Consider the following 20,771-nt stretch of genomic DNA (forward strand, 5'->3'; position numbering starts at 1 on the left):
TTATTGACTTAATGCTTGGGCAGCTGTGATTAGTGACAGCTTGTATACATCTTCTTCGTTACATCCACGAGAAAGATCGTTTACCGGGCGGTTTAAGCCTTGTAAAATAGGTCCAACCGCTTCAAAGTTTCCTAAACGCTGAGCAATTTTGTAGCCGATATTACCAGCCTCTAGGCTTGGGAAAACAAATACGTTCGCATCCCCTTGAATCACTGAGTCTGGAGCTTTTTTCTTTGCTACAGAAGGAACAAATGCAGCGTCAAATTGGAACTCTCCATCTAATACTAGAAGAGGATCTCTTAGCTTTGCTTCTTGAACAGCAGCAGATACCTTTTCCGTTTCTGGAGATTTCGCAGAACCCTTTGTTGAGAAGCTAAGCATCGCAACTCTTGGCTCGATATCAAACATTCTTGCTGTTTTTGCACTTTCTACTGCGATTTCAGCTAAGTCTTGTGCATCTGGCGCAATGTTGATCGCGCAATCTGCAAACACATACTTTTCATCTTCGCGTACCATAACAAATACACCTGATGTTTTACGAACGCCTTCTTTTGTTTTGATGATTTGAAGCGCAGGTCTTACCGTATCAGCTGTTGAATGGGCTGCACCACTTACTAGTCCATCCGCTTTGTTTGAATAAACAAGCATCGTTCCAAAGTAATTTTCATCAAGTAAAATCTTGCGTGCATCCTCTTCCGTTACTTTCCCTTTTCTTCTTTCGATAAAGGATGCCACTAACTCATCCATCATCGCAAATTGACTTGGGTCGTAGATTTCAGCCTTCTCTAAAGACACGCCTAATTCTTTTGCCTTTGTTTCAATTGCTTCTATATTTCCTATTAAAATAGGCGTTAATACATTCTCTTCAGCTAAACGTCCAGCTGCACTAATAATTCTTTCGTCTAGACCTTCAGGAAAAACGATCTTAATGTTTTGTCCACTTACTTTTTCCTTCAGTCCTGTAAATAGGTCGCTCATGACGAATCCTCCCTTATGTACTATACCTTTAGCATACGCTTACCACATAAAATTTCAACCGTTTCACATATTGTTACCGTTTCCATCCAAAAAGTTTTTGTATTCTGAATAATCCACAAAATCCTCATCTACTTTACTATCTGCATTTCTCATTAAAATTATCCTTTTTAATAATACCATCGTGAAAATTCAGGTTTTATTCACACGTTTCATGGTGAAACTATGGTATAGTATGTTTTGTACATTATAATAATTCTAATGAGGAGTGAAACAAATGGCAGAAGCAGCACAAACTCTTGATGGCTGGTATTGTTTACATGACTTCCGTACAATTAATTGGACCGCTTGGAAATTACTATCAAGTGACGACAGACAAACCGCTATTCATGAATTTTTAGGTTTAGTAGAAAAATGGAATGCCACTCAAGATAAGAAGGAAGGCAGCCATGCTTTATATACAATTGTTGGTCAAAAAGCTGATTTTATGATGATGATTTTACGTCCAACAATGGAAGAGTTAAATGAAATCGAAACAGAATTCAATAAGACCATGCTTGCTGAATATACCATTCCAGCACATTCATACGTGTCAGTAGTTGAATTAAGCAACTATCTTCCAGCTGATCAGGATCCTTATCAAAGCCCTGAAATCCTTGCTCGTTTGTATCCAACTCTACCAAAAGCGAAGCATGTTTGCTTCTACCCAATGGACAAGCGTCGCCAAGGAAACGACAACTGGTACATGTTGCCGATGGAGGAGCGCCGTTCAATGATGCGCAGCCACGGTATGATCGGTAGACAGTATGCAGGAAAAGTGAAGCAGATTATTACGGGATCTGTTGGCTTTGACGATTACGAATGGGGAGTAACACTCTTCTCAGATGATGTTTTACAATTTAAAAAGCTCGTATACGAAATGCGCTTTGATGAAGTTAGTGCACGTTACGGTGAATTTGGTGCCTTCTTTGTAGGAAATTTACTAGAAATTGATCGTCTACATAGCTTCTTACACGTAAACTAATCATGTATGAACCCTCTAGCTTTGCTAGGGGGTTTTTTCTATCATCTAGGAATAAAAGAATTTCCCTTCACATACGAATGAATTAGTGAGCTTTCTTCTTTTATTTGACCCTTTCATCTCACCACAGAAGGTACAACACGAAGAGAGGTGAAATTTATGGGTGTGATCCCTTACACAGAAGAGCATGTAAAGCTGTTGGCCCGATTAATTCGAGCAGAAGCTGAAGGCGATGGAAATTTAGGTATGCTGCTAGTTGGAAATGTTGGGGTGAACAGAGTAAGAGGACAATGTCTGGATTTTAAAGACATTCGTGATTTACGAAAAATGGTCTTTCAGCGTCCTGGTGGATTTGAGGCAACCGTCAAAGGATACTTTTATCAAGCTCCAAGAGAAAATGAGATAAAGCTTGCAAGACGTGTGATAAAAGGGGAGCGATTTCACCCCGGTTCAAATGCTCTTTGGTTTTTTAGACCAACTGGTGCCTGTCCCTCTCAGTGGTATAACCAGTGGAACACAGGCCGCTTTAAGGCACACTGTTTCTTCAGTCCAACACAGCAGAATTGTCCGAAAGTCTATTAAAATGATCACTTTTTCTAGGAGGGATTTTCTTTGTCACAAAATTATGATCCAAATGCTTTCTACAGACAAACAGGGTATCAACAACCTTATTTCGGAGCCCCTGTCCAGCCAAGTGCACCAAAATACCCGACAGCTGGCCAAGTAGCCGGTGCCGGCACCGGGGCACCTACATACGGTGCACCGACCTATCCTACTATGCCAGCGGGATCAACGATTCCACCAACAGGAGCTGTTCCTGGTTACACAGGTGCCTTTAACGCGCCATCAGCTGGTCCTCAAGTACCTGGTATGCTACCGCTTGAGGAATCGTATATCGAAAACATCTTCCGCCTGAACAAAGGAAAGCTAACCACCGTGTACACCAATTTTGACGGAAACGATGAAGGTTTATCCAGAACCTTTAAGGGAATTATAGAAGCTGCTGGACGTGATCACTTAATCCTAAGCGATCCGCAAACCGGCATGAGATACTTAATTCCAATGGTGTACTTCGCATATGCAACCTTTGATGAGGAACTTGAGTATGACTATCCTGGTTTCACTCCTGGATTAGCCACTTATCCTCCGAGGTAATAAAAAATAGGAGCATCCTACTTAGCAGGATGCTCCTTGTTGTTTACAAATATTTTACTGCTGCAACCACGATTAATATCCAAGCAGCTAAAAACGACAAGCCCCCTAATGGTGTAATGGCACCAAGGATGCTAATTTTCGTTAACGTCATGACGTACAAGCTACCCGAGAAAAGAATGATACCAATTACCATCATCCAGCCTGACCATGATAAAAGCGCATTGGCCGGCAAGCGTCCAAGCAATACACCTACAATCAGTAAGCCGGTTGCATGAAACATTTGATACGTTACTCCGGTTTTCCAAATCTCCAAGTACTTTTGCTCCACTCGCCCTTCAAGCCCGTGTGCTCCAAAGGCCCCTAATGCCACTGCTAAAAATGCATTAATGGCTCCAAGAATAATAAACGTTTTCAACCTCTCCACCCCATTATGTTAAAAATCAAACAGTGAATCTCCATTGCTTTCATCATCTATTTGTAGCTTTTTCGGCTGTGTTTGAAGGGGTGAAGGAGTTAGAATTTGCTCACGTATGGTTGGAATCACAGGCTGACTACGCGGTAGATCACGTGTGGTCTCACCCGTTTGACTTTCAAGCACAAGCTCGCATAACGTTTTAATTGCTTGAACTCTTTCTCTCACTTGTGAGTTTGTCCCACTTGATTTGGCTGCCTGCAGCTCCTGTTCCATTTTTAAAAGTAGCTTTTGCACACTAATATCCAATTCGTTCACCTCATACCCTTGTCTACCCTCTAGTATACGACCTGTCACTGATTTTTCCAAAGAATAGCGTTACTTTTTCTCAAAACGCAGGCAAGCCTGGCCCGAAGCCTTCATTACCTCAACTGACGGAAGCTGTCTTGTTTTAAACCCAAATGCTTTGCATCCCTTTGGAAAATGAGGGTCCCAGGTCACGTAGAAATACTGGCACTTAAAGCAGTCCTTTTTTTCCACCTTCATGTGATCCACCTTTTTCATTTAATTGTCCAATCAATCTCTGTGTAGCCATTTTCTTTCAGCCAGTCATTTGCTTTTGAAAACGGTCGGCTCCCAAAGAAGCCGCGATGAGCTGAAAGCGGGCTTGGATGAGGAGATTCAATTATAAAATGATGGTTGGAAATCAACCTCTTTTTCTCTTGTGCTGGTTTCCCCCATAACACAAACACCATCGGTTTCTCTCTCTCACTAAGCTTTTTAATCACTGCATCCGTAAAGATTTCCCATCCTATTTTTTTATGGGAATGAGCCTGTGCCGCTCGAACGGTTAGGACAGTGTTTAACAGAAGAACTCCTTCATCGGCCCAATTTTTTAAATATCCGTGGTTTGGTACGGGAATGCCTATATCACTCTGTAACTCTTTGAAAATATTTTTTAACGATGGAGGCGTAGGAACTCCTGGTAGGACCGAGAAGCTCAGACCATGAGCTTGCTCTGGGCCATGATATGGATCCTGACCGAGTATGACGACCTTCACCTGCTCATACGATGTGTACTGTAGTGCAGAAAAGATATGCTCTCTTTTCGGATAGATTGTATACCGTTCAGACTCCTCTTCAATCAGGCGATCGAGCTTTGTGAAGTATTCCTGTTTAAACTCATCCCCGATGTAAGATTCCCAGCCATTCAAATTACTCATCATATGTGATCACCGCGCGATATCCAAGTGCTGAGAAAAACTCTGTTAATGTTTTCTCTGCATTTTTTTCTGCCACCTCAATTAGCCCTTGAGATAGTGCCTCTTCCTTTACGAGCCCCTTGGCCTCCTCTGCGAGCTCGTAAGCCTCATTCCAATTCACTTCATCCCGAAAGATTCCTTCCACTGAATACACTTGAGCTTGATCAAAATCTAGTGTTGGCTCTTGGATAATAGAAGCTTGTGGAAGCTTGATTTCTATTGTCTTTTCTTCTTCACTTACATGGAGATTTGATTCGGTGATTCCGGTTAAGTCAACTCCTGCCGTAACCGTGCCCGGGATAATAAGAAGGAACTTTCTCTTTGTTCCTGGAAGATTCGTACTAATTTCCTTCCCAAACAGCTGATTGTCCTCTTTTTCAATAACCGCCTTCACGTATGCCTGTGATGACGCAAGTGACGACAAGTCTTTTATTTGCTCTTTGAAACTACCCGTTTGTACGGTAGCTTGATTGGTTCCCTTTATCGTAAAAATCGCTCCGATTATGACTAGAATGAATAAGGCTATCCCTATTAGCTTCCATGTTATTGATTTCGGAATCAGTCTTGCTTTTGATCGGTTGTGATGGTGCAGTTCGTTGAATGCAATCGAGGCCGCCATTTGCTGCTTCGCTTCCGTAAGTTCCTTCTGCAAGGCCTCTAATTGCGTCTGTACATCTTTCTCGTTCATCTTCACCCTCCTTACAAACTTCTAGATTTTATTATAACGGTTGCCGTGGGAATTTGTAGAATTTTGCAGAAAGAAGTCGTATAGAAGATATTAGTAGATTTATTCATGAAAAAACTGGTCGCAATGGTTGCGGCCAGCATGTTTTTTTATAGTTTTGGGCAATTTTTGGAGAGCTTTAATAGATTTTAGCTAAAATTTCAGTATACAAGTACGGTTCTGGTGAAGAAACACGAGGGTTTTATTAAGTTTTACATGATTTGAGAAGTTTATTTGCGATTTTCAAGATTTATTTGCGATCCTGGAATTTTATTTGCGATTCTCAGATTTTATTTTCGATCTTGAAAACTTATTTGCGATTCTCAGATTTTATTTGCGATCCTGAAAATTTATTTGCGATTCTCCCAAAATACTTACGTTTCCCCAAACACCACTAACCCAACAATCTCTGATAAATCGAACGCGCCTGACTCATATCCTTCGTTCCATGAACCAGTCCTCGTCCATCTTTAAAAATAACGACACGTTGCTCGTCCATTTCAACTGAAAGCAAATACGGATTTGCCTTCACCACGTAACCCAACTTAACTAGTCGGCTCGCTAAGTCTCCTAAATTTAGCTCACTTTGTCGTGGTGGCCGAATTTGCACCGTATCACGACCACAGAGTACCGTTGAGCGTGAAAGATTTTCCTTATCCAAATACGGATACTCCTGAAGATCTCCACATGACAAGCAGCCTGGGTCCTTTGCTTTACCCATTTTCATGCTCGTGTATTGATTTCGCCATAAATCAAAGCTCGCAAACGAATCACGAACCGCCTCCCAATCCTCTACAAGAATCTTCAGTACCTCTGCTGATTGATGAGCAATAACCATCTGCACAGCCGGTCCTATAATTCCTCCTGTATCACAGGTCATTCCTTGAATAGGGATTCTTTTCAGCAAACAATTTAAGCAAGGAGTTTTGCCTGGAATAATCGTAAAGCTCATGCCGAAGCTCCCTACACAAGCGCCATAGATCCAAGGGATTTTGTACTTTTGCGATATATCGTTAATGGCCATTCGAGTTTCAAAATTATCAGTCGCATCCAAAATCAAGTCCACATCCACGACAAGGTCCTCGAGCATGTCAGGTGATGCATCTCCAACAACCGGCACAATCTCAACATCGCTGTTAATGGCCCGCAATCTCTTTTCAGCTGCAATCGCCTTCGGAAGCTTTTCTCGAACATCTTCTTCCGTGTACAGCTGCTGTCTTTGAAGATTGCTCGCTTCCACATAATCTCTATCCACAATCGTTAGCTTCCCAACACCCGCGCGCGTAAGCACCTCTCCATTTCCCGATCCAAGTGCACCGGCGCCAATCATCAGCACATGCTTAGAGCCTAGCTTGTCCTGTCCACTTTTTCCAATCGGTGAAAAAAGAATTTGTCTCGAATACCGATCATCCATGCTAAAACCTCCTTCCTCTTTCCGGCTCAGCTATTCTACTTATCCCCCACTAACTGGTGGTATAAAAGCAACCACATCTCCATCGCTCAACACATCTTCGTCACCAGCAAATTCTTCATTTACAGCTGCCATAACCGTATCCAAATTCACTCCATACCGCTCACTTAAAATCACCTTTGCTTCAGCAACTGTTTTTCCAGTAAGGTCTAATGATACTGATTCTTCTCCAACCGCATCGCGCAAATGAGCGAAAAACATTACTTTATTCATTTAGATCACTCTCCTCTGGTTTCCCTTTTGGATAAGCAACCGTTTCAAGTTGATTTCCGATCCATTCTTCTCCGTCTTCCCAGTGCTCTTTTTTCCAAATGGGAACGATCTCCTTGATTCGCTCGATTGCGTAACGATTAGCCTCGTATGCATCCGCACGATGTGGGGTAGATACAGCAATGACAACGGCTATATCCGTAATTTCAAGCTTTCCGACTCGGTGCGATATCGCCACCTTTGCCCCCGGCCAGCGCTCTTCGATTTCACGTCCAATTTGCTCAAGCTTTTTAACGGCCATGCTCTCATATGCTTCATAAATTAAGTATAAAGTCTTTTTCCCAGCGGTTAGCTCTCTTACCGTTCCAATAAACGTTGTAATGGCTCCCGCTTCCCTTTGAACGACTTTCTCAATAATCGATTGCGTATCAAGGGTTTCTTTAGATATTTCAAAATTCATGTCTGCACCTCCCTTTCGTTCTTTAAACTGACTCGATTGTATCATATTCCCTCGCTCTTCTCACAAAACGAGTTTCCATCACGATCCAGCTTTAACGCTTTTTCATACTCTATCTGATCATTCATATTAAAAACAGCGGTATCCTTCACACTGATGCCTTCTCTGCTCAAGATATCTTCTGAAATATACCTCACATGAAGGTTCTGAAGCAGGCTCATGATACGAAGCTCGTTCTTCTCTATAGACTGCGAAACAGCTTTCAACGCATCCTTTCGATACGCACCAAACAAAGGATGAATACGACCTTCAAGCTTTGGAATAGCTGCCTGGTAGTCTTCTAACTCCTCTAGTAAAAATTCCCCCAGCCTTGAAGAGATAAACGGCATATCACAGGCCACAATTAAGTTTTTTTCTGATCGAGAAGCTTTAAGCCCTGCTTGTATGCCTGCAAGGGGACCTTTCCCCTTTTGCTCGTCTTCAACCATCGGTAAGTTCAAATATTTATAAGTATGAAACGTGTTGGTGACGATGAGAAGTTCATCCGAGATTTTTTCGAGTTCGTTTGCAATTCTTTCGATGACTCGTACACCGTCAATCATCATCAATGCCTTGTTTTGTCCCATACGACTTGATTGTCCACCTGCTAAAATAATCCCTGTTCTGCTCAGGCTCATCGTCCACCTTTCTAAATGATATATTCCTCTATTTTAATATGGAAAGAGGAGAAAGACTATTACGTACATTCGCCTTTATCTACAAATTCAGCACAGATTTTTACTAATTTAGGTAACCGAAAGAAAAGACTAGAAACATCTGGGAAACTAGACTATGATTAGAAAAATAAAGCTCATAGGAGGTTCAACACAATGACATTGAAAAAGGTAATGACCATTGCTGGTTCTGACACAAGCGGAGGCGCTGGCATTCAAGCAGATTTAAAAACATTCCAGGAGCTTGGCGTTTATGGAATGACCGCTCTTACAACCATCGTAACAATGGATCCTAAAAATCATTGGCATCACAATGTGTTTCCCATTGCGATTGAGACGCTAGAAGCACAGCTTGAAACGATTCTTTCTGTAGGAATTGATGCGATGAAGACAGGCATGTTAGGAACGGTAGAAATCATTGAGCTAGCTGCAAAGGTAATCGATGAGAACCAGCTCCAAACTGTCGTTATTGATCCAGTTATGGTATGTAAAGGGGAAGACGAAGTATTGCACCCAGAAACTACCGATGCTCTTCGTGAAATCCTAGTGCCACGTGCAACAGTTGTCACTCCAAATCTATTTGAAGCAAGTCAGCTTGCACAAACCGCTCCTCTTCGTACGATTGAAGATATGAAGCAAGCAGCGGTAAAGATTCATGCACTTGGTGCCAAGTATGTATTAATTAAGGGTGGAAGTAAGCTAAATCACGAAAAAGCAGTCGATCTTCTGTTTGATGGTGCGGAATTCACTCTACTTGAAAGTAAAAAAATTGATACTACTTACATTCATGGCGCAGGCTGTACTTACTCTTCAGCTATTACAGCAGAGCTTGCAAAAGGAAAATCGGTGAAGGACGCTGTTGCTACGGCGAAGGACTTCATTACTGCTGCTATCGCACATGGATTTAAGTTAAATGAGTATGTTGGACCAACCATGCACGGAGCGTACCGAACATTTGGTGCAAAAGTGAATGCATAAAATAGAAGCCGCTGGAGTTCATTCCAGCGGCTTTTCTATTATTCAAACATACGGCTTAAATTTGCCATTTCAATCGCTGAAACGGCAGATTCCCAGCCTTTGTTTCCTGCCTTGGTTCCTGCTCTTTCAATAGCTTGTTCAATCGTATTGGTTGTTAACACACCGAAAATAACAGGAACTCCTGTGTTTAATGTGGTTGCCTGTACACCTTTTGCTGCTTCATTACATACATAATCAAAGTGTGGAGTGGATCCACGAATAACCGTTCCTAATGTGATTACCGCATCATATTTTTTGCTTTGTGCCATTTTTTGAGCAATTAACGGAATTTCGAATGCACCTGGTACCCAAGCTACATCTACATCTTCGTCAGCCACACCGTGTCTTTTTAGAGCATCGTGTGCTCCGCTTAGCAACCTGCTTGTAATAAACTCATTGAAACGCCCTACAACAATACCAACCTTTAGCCCACTGCCAACTAAATTTCCTTCAAAGCTTCTTCCCATAATCAATTCCTCCTAAAAATGTAGTAAATGTCCTAGTTTACTTTGTTTTGTTTTTAAATACTTTTCGTTTTCTTCACGTGATTGCATTTGGATGGGCACACGATCAACAATTTCCAAGCCATAACCCTTTAATCCTTTGATTTTTCGGGGATTGTTCGTTAACAGTCGGATTTGGCTAATTCCTAAATCTTTTAAAATTTGAGCACCAATCCCGTATTCTCGTAAATCGGCTCCAAAGCCAAGCTTTTCGTTCGCTTCAACCGTATCGTAACCTTCCTCTTGAAGCTTATATGCTCTTAGCTTGTTCAAAAGTCCAAGTCCGCGACCTTCTTGACGCAAATATAGTAACACTCCTGTGCCTTCTTGCTCGATTTGACTTAATGCAGAATGAAGTTGTGGACCACAGTCGCAGCGATATGATCCAAACACATCACCCGTTAAGCATTCTGAGTGAACGCGAACAAGAACTGGTTTGCTAGGGTCAATGGTTCCTTTTACTAAAGCCACATGCTCTTTGCCATCAATTACATTGGAATATCCAACGGCTCGGAATTGACCAAATTCAGTAGGAAGCTCAATTTCCACTTCTCGCTGAATTAAACGATCCTCTCGATTGCGATACTCAATCAAATCTTTAATCGTAATCATTTTGACATTCAACTTATCGGCAATCTCTTTTAACTGTGGTACACGTGCCATACTGCCATCTTCATTCATGATTTCGCAAATAACCCCTGCTGGTTTTGCTCCTGATAGCAAGGCCAAGTCAACAGCAGCCTCCGTATGACCAGCACGCTTTAGTACCCCACCCTTTTTCGCAATTAACGGAAAAATATGACCTGGACGTTTAAAATCAGCTGCCTTTGATTCTGGGTTTAGCATTTGTAAAATCGTATCAGAACGTTCAAAGGCTGATATACCGGTCGTAGAGTTTTTATGATCAATACTTACGGTAAAGGCTGTCCCATGCGGATCCGTATTTCTAGCTACCATCGGCATGAGCTCAAGCTTCTGAGCTAGCTCCTCTTCGATCGGAACACAAATCAGCCCTCTCCCATGTGTGGCCATTAAATTGATTACCTCAGGGGTTGCTTTTTCCGCTAACGAAATGAAATCCCCTTCGTTTTCTCGATCTTCATCATCACAGACGATGATCACTTTTCCATTCTTTAAGTCTTCCAATGCTTCTTCAATCGAATTAAACATGTCTCTTTCCTCCTTATTTAAACCCATTTTCCTCTAGAAATTGAGCGGTAAGAGAAGAACTCTTTTGAATGGTTTGAGTGGCTTGTTTGGATAAAAAGTGTGAAATGTACTTGCTAATCATATCGCACTCAATATTCACAATGTCTCCAGCCCCTTTTCGCCCGATAATCGTTTCCGATAACGTATGTGGGATCAGCGAAAGAAGGAAACTCGTCTCTGACACACCAAAAACCGTTAAACTTGTTCCATCTACTGTGACGGACCCTTTTTCGATAATGTAGTGTAAGAGGTCGCTTGGTGCTTCTATCTCGTAGTACACGGCATTGGCAACCTCTCTCTTTTCTTTAATTACCCCGAGGCCATCCACATGCCCCGACACAAAATGACCACCAAACCGTCCGCCGGCTGCCATCGCCCTTTCCAGATTCACATGGGACCCTGGTTCCACATCTCGTAAGCTTGTTGCCTTAATCGTCTCTGGCATCACATCTACTGTGAATGCGTTAGACGTGAAAGAAGTGACGGTTAAACAAACTCCATTCACGGCGATACTGTCGCCGAGCTTTACATCCGTGAGAATATGATTGGCTTCTATCGTTAACACCGAAGATTGCCCTGTATTCTTTGTATTGGTTACAAGTCCAATTTCCTCAATAATCCCCGTAAACATTTTTCTTGCCTCCTTCCATGGTTAAGCTATTTATGCCGCTCGTTTTACCGTTTCCTACTTGTAGCATCTCCGAAAACCTCGAGATTCTCTCGCATAAGACCGTATCAAGTGCTTATGACTCATAGAGCCGATATTTTCATCCATACTGGTCATAAACCAGAGTTTATGACCTTTGAATCTGAATTTTCATATAGCAACAAGTCATAACCACTCTTTTATGACCTGTAGCCTCAATATTCCTTCGAAATGGAGTCATAAAAAAAACAAAACCCCGCACCAATAAAGGAACGGGGTCAGAAAAATGGCAATATCAAATAAAGGTCTAAAAATGGGTACACTTCACCCATAAACATAAACCAGAATTTTTTTCCTTCTCCCATCCAGACTTTTACTGTCGGCTCTGGAGTTTCACCAGATCCACCGTTTGAATGAACACTCAAACGGGTCACGGACTAAGAAGCTCTTGCTTCATCACCGCCGGTTGGGAATTGCACCCGACCCCGAAGGAATACTATTTAAATTGCTCTCATTATACATAAACTTTCCGTAAAAGGAAACCTAAAACTCTTACCGACACAATTTTGTTGTAAAATCAACCAATCCTACTTTTCGCTTTTCCAGCACGTTTTTAGTAGAATATAGATTATTATATGCGTTAAAGAAGTGAAGGAGGAAATAACATGGAGCTCGTCATAGTGGAAGAAGTTCAAAAAGAGCTAAACCGTCTTGCAAACCAAGATGTGTATATACATTTAGAAACGACTAATGGAGCGTATGCGACTCATAATGATGAATCCTTTTTTTCCTCAGGGGCATTTATTCGCAATGCACTGGTGAAATACGAGATTGGTCAAATCAAAGGAAATGGTCCTTACCGTATTGGCTTGAAGCTAAACATTGGCTGGGTTTACGCAGAAGGAATTACTCATTTTGAAGTAGACGATCAAAATAGATTATTAATGGCTGGACACGATTATCAAGGAAAATTAGCAGTTGCCTTCCAAATCAGTCCAACTCCATTTGAGTAGAAAGGAGCGCATCATGGAAAAAGAACGTCAAATTTTAGTCATTTTCCCTCATCCTGACGACGAGGCATTCGGTGTTTCAGGTACACTGGCTTTGCATATCCAAAACGGGACACCTGTCACCTATGCTTGCTTAACGCTTGGTGAGATGGGGCGGAACCTAGGGAATCCACCGTTTGCAACAAGAGAATCGCTCCCACATATTCGTAAAGTGGAACTTCAAAATGCAGCAAAATCAATTGGAATTCAGGATTTACGCATGCTTGGATATCGCGATAAAACGGTAGAGTTTGAGGATCCTGAAAAATTGGCGGATCATATGGGAGAAATCATTGCCGATGTGAACCCGTCCTTAATTATCACGTTTTACCCTGGATATTCCGTACACCCTGATCATGATGCAACGGGGGCTGCGGTTGTAAAAGCCGTCGGTCGATTAGCTCCAGAAAAAAGACCAAAGCTGCACTGCGTAGCTTTTTCGAAAAACTCGTTGGATGAGCTCGGAGCACCAGACATCGTAAATGATGTAACTGCTGTATCTGATCAAAAAATCGCCACCATTAAGGCTCATGCGTCACAAACGCAATTAATGATTCAAAATATGGCCGAAAAGCTTAAAGCAAATGATCCCGACATGATTGCTTGGGTAAATAACGAACGTTTTTGGACGTATAAATTTTAAACAAAGCCCACAGGATTCATTGATATGCTCCCCAATAGGTAGACAGATTAAAAAATAAAAATCTGGCTACCTACGGGGGAGTATTTTTTATGTCTAAAAAATCTTATTCTGCAGAAGAAAAATATAAAATATTGAAAGCTTTAGGGGACGAACATTCGACATACGAAATTGCGTCAATTTATAAGGTACATCATTCCTCTATTTTGGTATGGAAACACAAATTTGATAAATTTGGTCTGGAAGGGCTAAAAGAGTCTTCCACATGGAAAAAGTATTCTAAAGAACTAAAGTTATCAGCCATAAAAGATTATTTGTCTGGTGATTACTCTATACGTGAGATTACTAGAATGTATGAATTATCGGATGCATCTGTCCTCAGAGGTTGGATTAAGAAGTATAATAGTCATAGTGAATTAAAAGATACGGCACAAGGAAGGACGAGCTCTATGACTAAGGGAAGAAAAACGACTTGGGAAGAACGAATACAAATTGTACTTGACTGCTTGGGGAACGGAAAAGATTATCAAGAAGCAGCTAATACTTATAATGTTTCTTATCAACAAGTCTATCAATGGGTTAAGAAGTATGAAGATGGCGGGGATGAAGCCCTGAAAGATAGGCGTGGGAATAAGAAAGATGAAGTAAAGCTGACTCCAGAAGAGAAATTCAAACTTCAAATGAAAAAGTTAGAAAGAGAAAATGAACGGTTACGTGCGGAGAACTTATTCTTAAAAAAGTTAGAGGAGATCGAAAGGAGGCGAAAGTAAACCCAATCCGATTTGAGGATAAGTATATCGCTATTCAGGAGCTTCACAATAAAGAGAATTTAAGCATTAGCTTACTTTGCGAAATTGCGGGAATTACACGTTCTGCATACTATAAGTGGCTTAATCGTACCCCTTCTTCCCGAGAAATACAGAATGAAAAAATCATTAAAGAGATGAAAATTCTCCAAGAAAAGGTTGATAGCACCTTCGGCTATCGCCAAATGACACTTCATATGAATAGACAGTTTGAAGTGAAACTTAATCATAAAAGAATCTATCGACTAATGAAAGTGGCTGGCTTACGCTCTGTCATTCGGATCAAGAAAAAACAATATAAACGCACTACACCTCAACATGTAGCAGAAAACATATTAAATCGGGAATTTACCGCGGAAAAACCAAATGAAAAATGGGTTACAGATGTAACAGAATTTAAATATGGCCAATCAAAGAAGGCTTATTTAAGTGCGATTCGTGATCTTTATGATGGATCAATTGTAAGTTATGTTTTAGGACATTCCAATAATAATCAACTTGTATTCAAGACGCTTGACCAAGCTACAGTACTATTAGATGGGGAACATCCACTTATCCATAGTGATCGTGGGTTCCAGTACACTTCAAAAGGATTCAAACGTAAGATAGACGCGGTAAAGATGACACAAAGTATGTCACGAGTTGGTCGGTGTATTGATAATGGACCAATGGAATCTTTTTGGGGAACACTGAAATGTGAGAAGTATTATTTACATAAGTATAAGACATTTGAGGAACTTTCTCTGGCGATTGATGAGTATATCCTTTTTTATAATCATGATAGATATCAAAAACGATTAAACGGCCTTAGCCCTATGGAATATAGAGCTAAAGCCGCTTAAATCATTTTTATTATTTCCACTGTCTACTTGACAGGGTGCAGTTCACATAGCCTGTGGGCTCTTTCTTTATCTATGAACTTCTTCCGCCTCAAGAACTTCTTTTAACTTCTGTAACTGTCCGCCATCTTCATTTTTAATTATTTTGACTAGCTGTTTTTTCGTAAGAAAGCTTAAAAATCCTCCAGTTTTGACTTCGGCCTCCATCTCGACCTGGGTACCTTCCTCAATTGCTGAAAATGTATAGTGATAAAGGATTTCTACTCCATTGGATACGCTTTTTGAGGTAAAGGCGGTTGGTCGATCGAACTTGGTCATGTGAACTTCCGCTTGTATACGTCTTCTTCTGACTAGCCTTGTTTCCAAGAATCGACTTCCATGTCCAACTGGTCCACTAGACAATTTCTCCATATCCGTCACAAACGGCAATAGGTTTGTGGCGTTTTCTAGGTTAGATAGATAACTAAATACTTCTTCGATTGGTCGGTGAATGATCTCACTTACTCGAAAATCAGCCATTTATTATGCACCTCGGGACGATTGTTTGTCCTTATTATACTAAAATCCCGTAAAACATCTGTCGAAAATATTCACAAAATCTCCCTTTTCATTTTAAAAAGTTTCGCTTATGATTATAGTGAGTGATTACTCACTTTTATTTTAAGGAGGGATTCAATTGAATCCAATTGTCCAAATTGAACAGGTGACAAAGCACTTTGGAAAGCAAGAAGTATTAAAAGGAATTAGTTTAGATATTAACGAAGGAGAAATCTTCGGGTTACTTGGTCCATCCGGCGCAGGGAAAACCACCCTCGTGAAGCAACTTGTGGGCCTTGAGCTTCCTTCAACTGGAAAAAATAAAGTGTTTAGCATCGTGATGCCCTCACTTGATGTGATCCCAAAAATCGGTTATATGGCACAGTCAGATGCCTTATACGGGGAACTAACGGCAAGAGAAAACCTTCAATTCTTTGCTTCTTTATACGGACTAAACGGAGCACGTCAAAAAGAAAGAATTCAAGCTTGTATGGAGATTGTTCAGCTAAATGACCATACCGATAAACAAGTTTCCAATTACTCAGGAGGAATGAAGCGCCGCCTCTCACTTGCAATTGCCCTTATCCATGAACCAAAGCTATTAATTTTAGATGAGCCTACGGTCGGGATTGACCCTGTGCTTCGGAAAAGCATTTGGGAGTCCTTTTATGAGCTAAAAAAGCAAGGAGTAACGATTATTGTCACCACCCATGTCATGGATGAAGCAGATAAATGCGATCGACTAGGGATGATAAGAGACGGACACTTAATCGCTGTAGGTACACCTCAAACCCTAAAAGAAAATATGAACAGCTCGAGTCTTGAAGATGCCTTTTTGAGCTATGGAGGTGGTAACTAATGCGCATCATGGCCCTTGTAAGAAGGATTTTAAAACAAATTATTCGTGATAAACGGACGATGGGGTTGCTCATTATGGCTCCAATCCTTGTTTTAACGATGCTTCATCTCGTCTTTAATGGAGAAAGCTATACACCAAAGGTTGGTTTCGTTGACCTTCCCACTCCCCTTGTAGAACAGCTCGATGATGATGATGCAACCATAAGGAAATACGAAACAACCGACGAAGCAAAGACTGCCCTAAAGGAACGAAACATTGATGGATATGTGAATATGTCAGGTAGCTCTCTTCAGCTGACGTTAGAAGGTAGTGACCCCACCATCAATGGAGCGACGATGAAGTGGTTACAGGAGTCTATAAAGTCTGACTCTTCCGCTAACATGCTTGAAGTCGACTATCTTCACGGTTCAAGCAAGATGAGCCAGTTTGATTCATTCGGGCCCGTGTTGCTAGGATTTTTCATCTACTTTTTCGTATTCCTTATTGCTGGAGTATCCTTTTTACGAGAAAGAACGACCGGAACGCTTGAAAGACTACTTTGTAGTCCTCTTCGAAAATGGGAAATCGTGGTTGGGTATGTGATTGGTTTTGGAATTTTCACGATGATACAAGCAACCATTATAGCATCGTATGCGATCTATGTTCTTGGAATGATGATGGAAGGAGCGTTCATTTATGTTCTTGTCATCACCTTACTTTTATCACTGACCGCCTTAACACTCGGAGTACTGCTGTCCGCATTTGCAAACAATGAGTTGCAAATGATTCAGTTTATTCCGCTTGTGATTGTTCCACAGATCTTTTTCTCCGGATTATTTAATCTTGAGTCGATTTCTGATTATGTAAGCTGGATTGGTCCACTCACACCCTTGTACTATGGAGCAGAAGCATTAAGAAATGTTATGATAAGAGGGTATGGGTGGGGTGAGATTTCATTTGATTTGCTTATGTTAGCAGGATTTTCACTTCTGTTCATGATTCTAAACATCCTTGCCCTAAAAAAATATCGTTCCATTTAACGAGGAGTTTATATGTCAGATAATCATATTATTGATGAAGTTATTGATAAAAACGAAAATCTTACTGAAAAGCAAAAGCTCATTCTTGAAGCTGCTATAGAATCCTTTGCTGAAAAAGGCTACGCCGCTACCTCCACGAGCGAAATCGCAAAGAGAGCGGGTGTAGCTGAGGGAACCATTTTTCGCCATTATAAAACGAAAAAGGATCTCTTGTTATCCATTGTTGCTCCTATGATGGCAAAGCTGATTGCACCGTTTGTGATAAAAGACTTGAATAAGGTGTTGAACCAGGATTTTGAGAGCTTAGAAGATTTTTTACGGGCAATGATTCAGAATCGTGCCGAGTTTCTAAATGCAAACATTCCCTTGTTCAAAATTATCCTTCAGGAACTTCCTTTTCAACCTGAACTTCAAAAGCAATTCAAGGAGCATATTGCGATTAAGGTATACGAAAGAATGGAAGCTATTATCAAGCATTATCAAGAGGCTGGCCAGCTGATTGACCTTCCTCCTTATCAGGTGGTTCGGATGACAGCTTCCAGTATTTTCGGATTCCTTATCGGTCGCTATCTTCTTTTTCCCGAGCTAGATTGGGATGATGAACAAGAAATCGAAGCAACGATTCAATTTATTTTGCATGGATTAGCACCTAAAGAAAAGGCTTGAGGGTTTTATTCCTCAAGCCTTTCTATTTACTCAGCTAATGCTTGTAGGATGGCTTCTCCTACACCGCTTTCGTCATTTCTCAATGTCACGTGAGTGCATCGTTCTTTAATATCGTCGTTTGCATTGCCCATGGCTACTGATCGACCAACCACTCGAAACATGGATAAGTCATTATAATTGTCGCCAACCGCCATCGTGTCCTGTAAGGCAATTCCCTTTTCTTCCACGAACTCAGCTAATGCAATTCCCTTTTGTGCTTGTGTGTTCATCAGTTCTAGGTTACCAAATGCTGAAGAGGTCACTTCTAGATGATCAATTTGCTTAAGCTTTTCCTCGACCTCATCTAAAAAGCTATGGTCCTTATGGAATACTAATAGCTTATAAATGGTTTTTTCTCCGTTTAAAATATGATCATAGCTATCAACTTTATGAATCAATCCTTTTTCATAACGGTGATGCGCTTCTTCCTGCACAAGCTCTCTTGAAAGCTCAGGATTCGCGGTCGTAAAGATATCGATAATGATTTCAACTCCCTTATCATAATCGACTGTGTAAGTACCTTCACTTGTATAAATTTCGTAGTAAATGCCGACTTGATTTAACACGTCTGCTGCTTGTTTCGCGATTTTGTGATCTAGAGGATGAGCTTTGACTACTTCCCCCTCTTTTGTTCGTATCTCTGCCCCATTGGCACAAATAATCGGTAGCTGTAAGCCAGACTCCTGTAAAACTGACATAGCCTCTTCATAGGAACGACCCGTTGCAATAACGACTTCTACTCCTGAATTCAATGCCTTTTGAATCGCCTCGCGGTTCTTTTCGGATACTTCCTGCTTTGAGTTTAATAATGTTCCATCCATATCACTAGCGATGCATTTAATCATAATCAGTTCCACCTCTATATGTATTTACTGCCTTCACGAATACTGAGCTTTGATAAAGACGTGCGCTCAATAAAATTCTTTACACTGCTCGGATTCGTTTTTGAGTATTCACGCAATGCCCAGCCAATCCCTTTTTGTATAAAAAACTCCTTGCTGTCGGCGTTTTCTCTACAATAACGATACAAAAGCTCTTCATTTGTATTCTTTTTATATTTTAACTGAAAAAGAATCGCTGCGCGCCTTAACCATAAATCATCACCATACGCCCAATTATCAATCGTTTCCTTAATCACTTCTGGATGATCGGCTGCTATTTTCCCGACTGCTTTGGGACCGAGAACATCAACTGTGTCCCACCACGACTTAGTTGTGATGAGCTTTTCAATACCAGGCAAATGCTGTTTCTCCAGTTTTTTTAACGATTTTTCCATATAATCAAGTGCAGCTGCTTGAAACTCCCTTTCTGGAAGGGTCCATACCTCTTCTACAAATTCTTCATTATATGGCTGTTTTAATATACCGGTTTCCTCAAAAAACTGCTTCATGAGCTCACGTCTTAATGGGGTTTTGATTCCCAGAAAAGGAAACTGGTTTCGCATATATTTTTCCATATAATAAGCATTCTCGCGATTACTATTCGCTCGAAATAATTTTGTTAAGATGAGGATCTCTTTCATACAGTGCTCCTTTATAGTGACATAACTTTATTGTAAGAGTTTTTTTGTAAATTTTCCAACGATGCAACTGTAAAAATATATTAAAGGTTGATGCCCACGTAAGTAGGGGGTTCCGTTTTGAAGTGTTTTTCTTAAAATAAGTTAAGCGGAGATTTTCCGGTTAGATGCAGAATGGAGCTCATTTCGGGGTAAATAAGAGGAGGATTTCCGCTTATGCAAAGCAAAACCTCCCCTTTTCGAGTTTTTTGAGCCAATAGGCGGAATCTCTCCGTCTAATTAAAGCTTTTTTAATAGCAATTACAAATTAAGCGGAATTTCTCCGCCTATTTATCAGTTCAGGTGCTTAACCTGAGCTCCCATCCGATAATGAGGACATTCATAGAAAAAGGCACGAACCCAGATGAGTTCATGCCTTTTCTGTCTTATCTATCTTCCACCGCATTGGAAGCTGCTGATTCTTCTTAAATCAGTACCATAATAAACCCAACGTCTATTTCTCCAACGGTAACCCGCAATAGAATCTCTTCCAACAAACGTTGGATAGAACCAGAAGCTGTTTCCATTAATTAACCAAATATACGTGAAGCGGAATCGGCATCTTCTAATGGCACCAGGGTCAACCGCAAAAGGGGAAATACCTTGTTGCGGTACGTATGAAGGTGGAGGGCCTGATGGTGGACCATATTGGTCACCTCCACCGCCTCCTCCTGGGAATCCGCCACCTGGAAAGTCGTCACCCCCTCCTGGAAAGCCTCCTCCTGGAAAACCGCCGCCTGGGAAGCCGCCTCCCGGAAAGCCACCACCCGGGAAGCCTCCTCCCGGAAAGCCACCACCCGGGAAGCCTCCTCCTGGAAAGCCACCACCCGGGAAGCCTCCTCCTGGGAATCCGCCGCCTGGAAAACCTCCTCCTGGAAAGCCGCCCGGGAAGCCTCCAATTGTTGGCTGCTGTCGATCATCTAAAAAATAATTTGGATGATAATAGTTCACATACATACCCCTCTCTACAAACATCTCGTTGTA

27 protein-coding genes and 1 riboswitch are annotated in these 20,771 nt (G+C 41.2%); of the genes, 10 read left to right on the plus strand and 17 right to left on the minus strand.

Annotation, left to right across the window (positions count from 1 at the left end):
• Positions 1–978, minus strand: coding sequence for a phosphate acetyltransferase (gene pta, locus ACGLXV_RS06345; RefSeq protein ID WP_119710297.1), 978 nt, complete (start codon positions 976–978; stop codon positions 1–3).
• A gap of 274 nt (positions 979–1,252) precedes the next feature.
• Between pta and hemQ the strand changes: the two genes are divergently transcribed.
• The 3 genes from hemQ to gerQ all read left to right on the plus strand — a co-directional run bounded on the left by hemQ (position 1,253) and on the right by gerQ (position 3,151).
• The gene (gene hemQ, locus ACGLXV_RS06350; protein ID WP_119710298.1) at positions 1,253–1,999 is read left to right on the plus strand and encodes a hydrogen peroxide-dependent heme synthase; all 747 of its coding nucleotides are present in this window, start codon (positions 1,253–1,255) and stop codon (positions 1,997–1,999) included.
• A 156-nt stretch (positions 2,000–2,155) separates the two neighbouring features.
• Positions 2,156–2,578 carry a cell wall hydrolase gene (locus ACGLXV_RS06355; RefSeq protein ID WP_119710299.1) on the plus strand — a complete coding sequence of 141 codons (423 nt, stop codon included), beginning with the start codon at positions 2,156–2,158 and terminating at the stop codon, positions 2,576–2,578.
• A gap of 30 nt (positions 2,579–2,608) precedes the next feature.
• Positions 2,609–3,151, plus strand: coding sequence for a spore coat protein GerQ (gene gerQ / locus ACGLXV_RS06360; RefSeq protein ID WP_391557969.1), 543 nt, complete (start codon positions 2,609–2,611; stop codon positions 3,149–3,151).
• 43 nt (positions 3,152–3,194) lie between these two features.
• Here gerQ and ACGLXV_RS06365 read toward each other — a convergent pair whose 3' ends face one another.
• The 9 genes from ACGLXV_RS06365 to mobA all read right to left on the minus strand — a co-directional run bounded on the left by ACGLXV_RS06365 (position 3,195) and on the right by mobA (position 8,364).
• The gene (locus ACGLXV_RS06365) at positions 3,195–3,566 is read right to left on the minus strand and encodes a DUF423 domain-containing protein (RefSeq protein WP_391557970.1); all 372 of its coding nucleotides are present in this window, start codon (positions 3,564–3,566) and stop codon (positions 3,195–3,197) included.
• 18 nt (positions 3,567–3,584) lie between these two features.
• Positions 3,585–3,920, minus strand: coding sequence for a YwdI family protein (locus ACGLXV_RS06370; protein ID WP_391557971.1), 336 nt, complete (start codon positions 3,918–3,920; stop codon positions 3,585–3,587).
• 21 nt (positions 3,921–3,941) lie between these two features.
• On the minus strand, positions 3,942–4,109 hold the full coding sequence (locus tag ACGLXV_RS06375) for a uracil-DNA glycosylase (RefSeq protein WP_391557972.1): 168 nt from the start codon (positions 4,107–4,109) through the stop codon (positions 3,942–3,944).
• A gap of 14 nt (positions 4,110–4,123) precedes the next feature.
• Positions 4,124–4,786: a uracil-DNA glycosylase gene (locus ACGLXV_RS06380; protein WP_119710750.1), complete on the minus strand. Its 663-nt coding sequence runs from the start codon at positions 4,784–4,786 to the stop codon at positions 4,124–4,126.
• On the minus strand, positions 4,779–5,513 hold the full coding sequence (locus tag ACGLXV_RS06385; protein ID WP_391557973.1) for a DUF4230 domain-containing protein: 735 nt from the start codon (positions 5,511–5,513) through the stop codon (positions 4,779–4,781). The genes ACGLXV_RS06380 and ACGLXV_RS06385 overlap by 8 nt, the downstream gene beginning before the upstream one ends.
• 430 nt (positions 5,514–5,943) lie before the next feature.
• Complete coding sequence (locus tag ACGLXV_RS06390; RefSeq protein ID WP_391557974.1) at positions 5,944–6,963, minus strand: MoeB/ThiF family adenylyltransferase; 1,020 nt, start codon at positions 6,961–6,963, stop codon at positions 5,944–5,946.
• Positions 6,964–7,002: 39 nt separating this feature from the next.
• On the minus strand, positions 7,003–7,233 hold the full coding sequence (gene moaD / locus ACGLXV_RS06395) for a molybdopterin converting factor subunit 1 (RefSeq protein ID WP_391557975.1): 231 nt from the start codon (positions 7,231–7,233) through the stop codon (positions 7,003–7,005).
• The gene (locus ACGLXV_RS06400) at positions 7,226–7,690 is read right to left on the minus strand and encodes a molybdenum cofactor biosynthesis protein MoaE (RefSeq protein ID WP_391557976.1); all 465 of its coding nucleotides are present in this window, start codon (positions 7,688–7,690) and stop codon (positions 7,226–7,228) included. The genes moaD and ACGLXV_RS06400 overlap by 8 nt, the downstream gene beginning before the upstream one ends.
• A 41-nt stretch (positions 7,691–7,731) precedes the next feature.
• Positions 7,732–8,364: a molybdenum cofactor guanylyltransferase gene (gene mobA, locus ACGLXV_RS06405; RefSeq protein WP_391557977.1), complete on the minus strand. Its 633-nt coding sequence runs from the start codon at positions 8,362–8,364 to the stop codon at positions 7,732–7,734.
• Positions 8,365–8,556: 192 nt separating this feature from the next.
• Here mobA and pdxK point away from each other — a divergent pair, with 192 nt between their 5' ends.
• Positions 8,557–9,378, plus strand: coding sequence for a pyridoxine/pyridoxal/pyridoxamine kinase (gene pdxK, locus ACGLXV_RS06410; RefSeq protein ID WP_391557978.1), 822 nt, complete (start codon positions 8,557–8,559; stop codon positions 9,376–9,378).
• A 38-nt stretch (positions 9,379–9,416) separates the two neighbouring features.
• Here pdxK and ribH read toward each other — a convergent pair whose 3' ends face one another.
• From ribH to ribE, 3 genes are read right to left on the minus strand one after another with little or no spacing between them, the layout of a single operon-like run.
• Positions 9,417–9,884 carry a 6,7-dimethyl-8-ribityllumazine synthase gene (ribH, locus tag ACGLXV_RS06415; protein ID WP_119710307.1) on the minus strand — a complete coding sequence of 156 codons (468 nt, stop codon included), beginning with the start codon at positions 9,882–9,884 and terminating at the stop codon, positions 9,417–9,419.
• Between the two features lie 12 nt (positions 9,885–9,896).
• A complete protein-coding gene (locus tag ACGLXV_RS06420; RefSeq protein WP_119710308.1) occupies positions 9,897–11,090 on the minus strand; it encodes a bifunctional 3,4-dihydroxy-2-butanone-4-phosphate synthase/GTP cyclohydrolase II in 1,194 nt (397 codons plus the stop codon).
• A gap of 13 nt (positions 11,091–11,103) precedes the next feature.
• Positions 11,104–11,760, minus strand: a complete 657-nt coding sequence (gene ribE / locus ACGLXV_RS06425; RefSeq protein ID WP_391557979.1) for a riboflavin synthase — start codon at positions 11,758–11,760, stop codon at positions 11,104–11,106.
• Positions 11,761–12,124: 364 nt separating this feature from the next.
• Positions 12,125–12,272: riboswitch (FMN riboswitch) on the minus strand.
• A gap of 168 nt (positions 12,273–12,440) precedes the next feature.
• Here ribE and ACGLXV_RS06430 point away from each other — a divergent pair.
• From ACGLXV_RS06430 to ACGLXV_RS06440, 3 genes are all read left to right on the plus strand, one after another.
• Positions 12,441–12,788, plus strand: coding sequence for a YojF family protein (locus tag ACGLXV_RS06430; RefSeq protein ID WP_119710310.1), 348 nt, complete (start codon positions 12,441–12,443; stop codon positions 12,786–12,788).
• A gap of 13 nt (positions 12,789–12,801) precedes the next feature.
• Positions 12,802–13,467, plus strand: a complete 666-nt coding sequence (gene bshB2, locus ACGLXV_RS06435; RefSeq protein WP_391557980.1) for a bacillithiol biosynthesis deacetylase BshB2 — start codon at positions 12,802–12,804, stop codon at positions 13,465–13,467.
• A gap of 89 nt (positions 13,468–13,556) precedes the next feature.
• A protein-coding gene (locus tag ACGLXV_RS06440) for an IS3 family transposase (protein WP_391557981.1) occupies positions 13,557–15,112 on the plus strand; the annotation gives its coding sequence in 2 pieces (ribosomal slippage) (positions 13,557–14,187 and positions 14,187–15,112; 1,557 coding nt in all).
• 66 nt (positions 15,113–15,178) lie between these two features.
• Here ACGLXV_RS06440 and ACGLXV_RS06445 read toward each other — a convergent pair.
• Positions 15,179–15,628 carry an SRPBCC family protein gene (locus ACGLXV_RS06445; RefSeq protein WP_391557982.1) on the minus strand — a complete coding sequence of 150 codons (450 nt, stop codon included), beginning with the start codon at positions 15,626–15,628 and terminating at the stop codon, positions 15,179–15,181.
• Positions 15,629–15,779: 151 nt separating this feature from the next.
• On the opposite strand from ACGLXV_RS06445, the gene ACGLXV_RS06450 reads away from it, so the two are divergent.
• The 3 genes from ACGLXV_RS06450 to ACGLXV_RS06460 are packed head-to-tail and all read left to right on the plus strand — an operon-like array spanning position 15,780 to position 18,190.
• On the plus strand, positions 15,780–16,505 hold the full coding sequence (locus tag ACGLXV_RS06450) for an ABC transporter ATP-binding protein (RefSeq protein ID WP_391557991.1): 726 nt from the start codon (positions 15,780–15,782) through the stop codon (positions 16,503–16,505).
• Complete coding sequence (locus ACGLXV_RS06455; RefSeq protein WP_391557983.1) at positions 16,505–17,524, plus strand: ABC transporter permease; 1,020 nt, start codon at positions 16,505–16,507, stop codon at positions 17,522–17,524. Before ACGLXV_RS06450 ends, ACGLXV_RS06455 begins: the two co-directional genes overlap by 1 nt.
• Positions 17,525–17,536: 12 nt before the next feature.
• Positions 17,537–18,190: a TetR/AcrR family transcriptional regulator gene (locus tag ACGLXV_RS06460; protein WP_391557984.1), complete on the plus strand. Its 654-nt coding sequence runs from the start codon at positions 17,537–17,539 to the stop codon at positions 18,188–18,190.
• Positions 18,191–18,216: 26 nt separating this feature from the next.
• On the opposite strand, the gene ACGLXV_RS06465 is transcribed toward ACGLXV_RS06460, so the two are convergent.
• From ACGLXV_RS06465 to ACGLXV_RS06475, 3 genes are all read right to left on the minus strand, one after another.
• Positions 18,217–19,074: a Cof-type HAD-IIB family hydrolase gene (locus ACGLXV_RS06465; protein WP_119710316.1), complete on the minus strand. Its 858-nt coding sequence runs from the start codon at positions 19,072–19,074 to the stop codon at positions 18,217–18,219.
• Between the two features lie 14 nt (positions 19,075–19,088).
• The gene (locus tag ACGLXV_RS06470; RefSeq protein ID WP_391557985.1) at positions 19,089–19,751 is read right to left on the minus strand and encodes a DNA alkylation repair protein; all 663 of its coding nucleotides are present in this window, start codon (positions 19,749–19,751) and stop codon (positions 19,089–19,091) included.
• Positions 19,752–20,177: 426 nt separating this feature from the next.
• The gene (locus ACGLXV_RS06475; RefSeq protein ID WP_119710318.1) at positions 20,178–20,738 is read right to left on the minus strand and encodes a hypothetical protein; all 561 of its coding nucleotides are present in this window, start codon (positions 20,736–20,738) and stop codon (positions 20,178–20,180) included.
• Positions 20,739–20,771 lie beyond the last annotated feature (33 nt).

The sequence above is a fragment of the Robertmurraya sp. genome (genome assembly GCF_036676585.1).
Taxonomy (GTDB): domain Bacteria; phylum Bacillota; class Bacilli; order Bacillales; family Cytobacillaceae; genus Robertmurraya_A.

What these genes read in the sequence shown, in the direction of transcription:
- pta (WP_119710297.1), bottom strand. Translation starts at nt 978, where the DNA reads ATGAGCGACCTATTTACAGGACTGAAGGAAAAAGTAAGTGGACAAAAC.
- ribH (WP_119710307.1), bottom strand. Translation starts at nt 9,884, where the DNA reads ATGGGAAGAAGCTTTGAAGGAAATTTAGTTGGCAGTGGGCTAAAGGTT.
- mobA (WP_391557977.1), bottom strand. Translation starts at nt 8,364, where the DNA reads ATGAGCCTGAGCAGAACAGGGATTATTTTAGCAGGTGGACAATCAAGT.
- ACGLXV_RS06390 (WP_391557974.1), bottom strand. Translation starts at nt 6,963, where the DNA reads ATGGATGATCGGTATTCGAGACAAATTCTTTTTTCACCGATTGGAAAA.
- ACGLXV_RS06430 (WP_119710310.1), top strand. Translation starts at nt 12,441, where the DNA reads ATGGAGCTCGTCATAGTGGAAGAAGTTCAAAAAGAGCTAAACCGTCTT.
- ACGLXV_RS06465 (WP_119710316.1), bottom strand. Translation starts at nt 19,074, where the DNA reads ATGATTAAATGCATCGCTAGTGATATGGATGGAACATTATTAAACTCA.
- ACGLXV_RS06455 (WP_391557983.1), top strand. Translation starts at nt 16,505, where the DNA reads ATGCGCATCATGGCCCTTGTAAGAAGGATTTTAAAACAAATTATTCGT.
- ACGLXV_RS06355 (WP_119710299.1), top strand. Translation starts at nt 2,156, where the DNA reads ATGGGTGTGATCCCTTACACAGAAGAGCATGTAAAGCTGTTGGCCCGA.
- ACGLXV_RS06420 (WP_119710308.1), bottom strand. Translation starts at nt 11,090, where the DNA reads ATGTTTAATTCGATTGAAGAAGCATTGGAAGACTTAAAGAATGGAAAA.
- ribE (WP_391557979.1), bottom strand. Translation starts at nt 11,760, where the DNA reads ATGTTTACGGGGATTATTGAGGAAATTGGACTTGTAACCAATACAAAG.
- bshB2 (WP_391557980.1), top strand. Translation starts at nt 12,802, where the DNA reads ATGGAAAAAGAACGTCAAATTTTAGTCATTTTCCCTCATCCTGACGAC.
- ACGLXV_RS06445 (WP_391557982.1), bottom strand. Translation starts at nt 15,628, where the DNA reads ATGGCTGATTTTCGAGTAAGTGAGATCATTCACCGACCAATCGAAGAA.
- ACGLXV_RS06400 (WP_391557976.1), bottom strand. Translation starts at nt 7,690, where the DNA reads ATGAATTTTGAAATATCTAAAGAAACCCTTGATACGCAATCGATTATT.
- ACGLXV_RS06380 (WP_119710750.1), bottom strand. Translation starts at nt 4,786, where the DNA reads ATGAGTAATTTGAATGGCTGGGAATCTTACATCGGGGATGAGTTTAAA.
- ACGLXV_RS06460 (WP_391557984.1), top strand. Translation starts at nt 17,537, where the DNA reads ATGTCAGATAATCATATTATTGATGAAGTTATTGATAAAAACGAAAAT.
- moaD (WP_391557975.1), bottom strand. Translation starts at nt 7,233, where the DNA reads ATGAATAAAGTAATGTTTTTCGCTCATTTGCGCGATGCGGTTGGAGAA.
- ACGLXV_RS06385 (WP_391557973.1), bottom strand. Translation starts at nt 5,513, where the DNA reads ATGAACGAGAAAGATGTACAGACGCAATTAGAGGCCTTGCAGAAGGAA.
- pdxK (WP_391557978.1), top strand. Translation starts at nt 8,557, where the DNA reads ATGACATTGAAAAAGGTAATGACCATTGCTGGTTCTGACACAAGCGGA.
- hemQ (WP_119710298.1), top strand. Translation starts at nt 1,253, where the DNA reads ATGGCAGAAGCAGCACAAACTCTTGATGGCTGGTATTGTTTACATGAC.
- ACGLXV_RS06470 (WP_391557985.1), bottom strand. Translation starts at nt 19,751, where the DNA reads ATGAAAGAGATCCTCATCTTAACAAAATTATTTCGAGCGAATAGTAAT.
- ACGLXV_RS06375 (WP_391557972.1), bottom strand. Translation starts at nt 4,109, where the DNA reads ATGAAGGTGGAAAAAAAGGACTGCTTTAAGTGCCAGTATTTCTACGTG.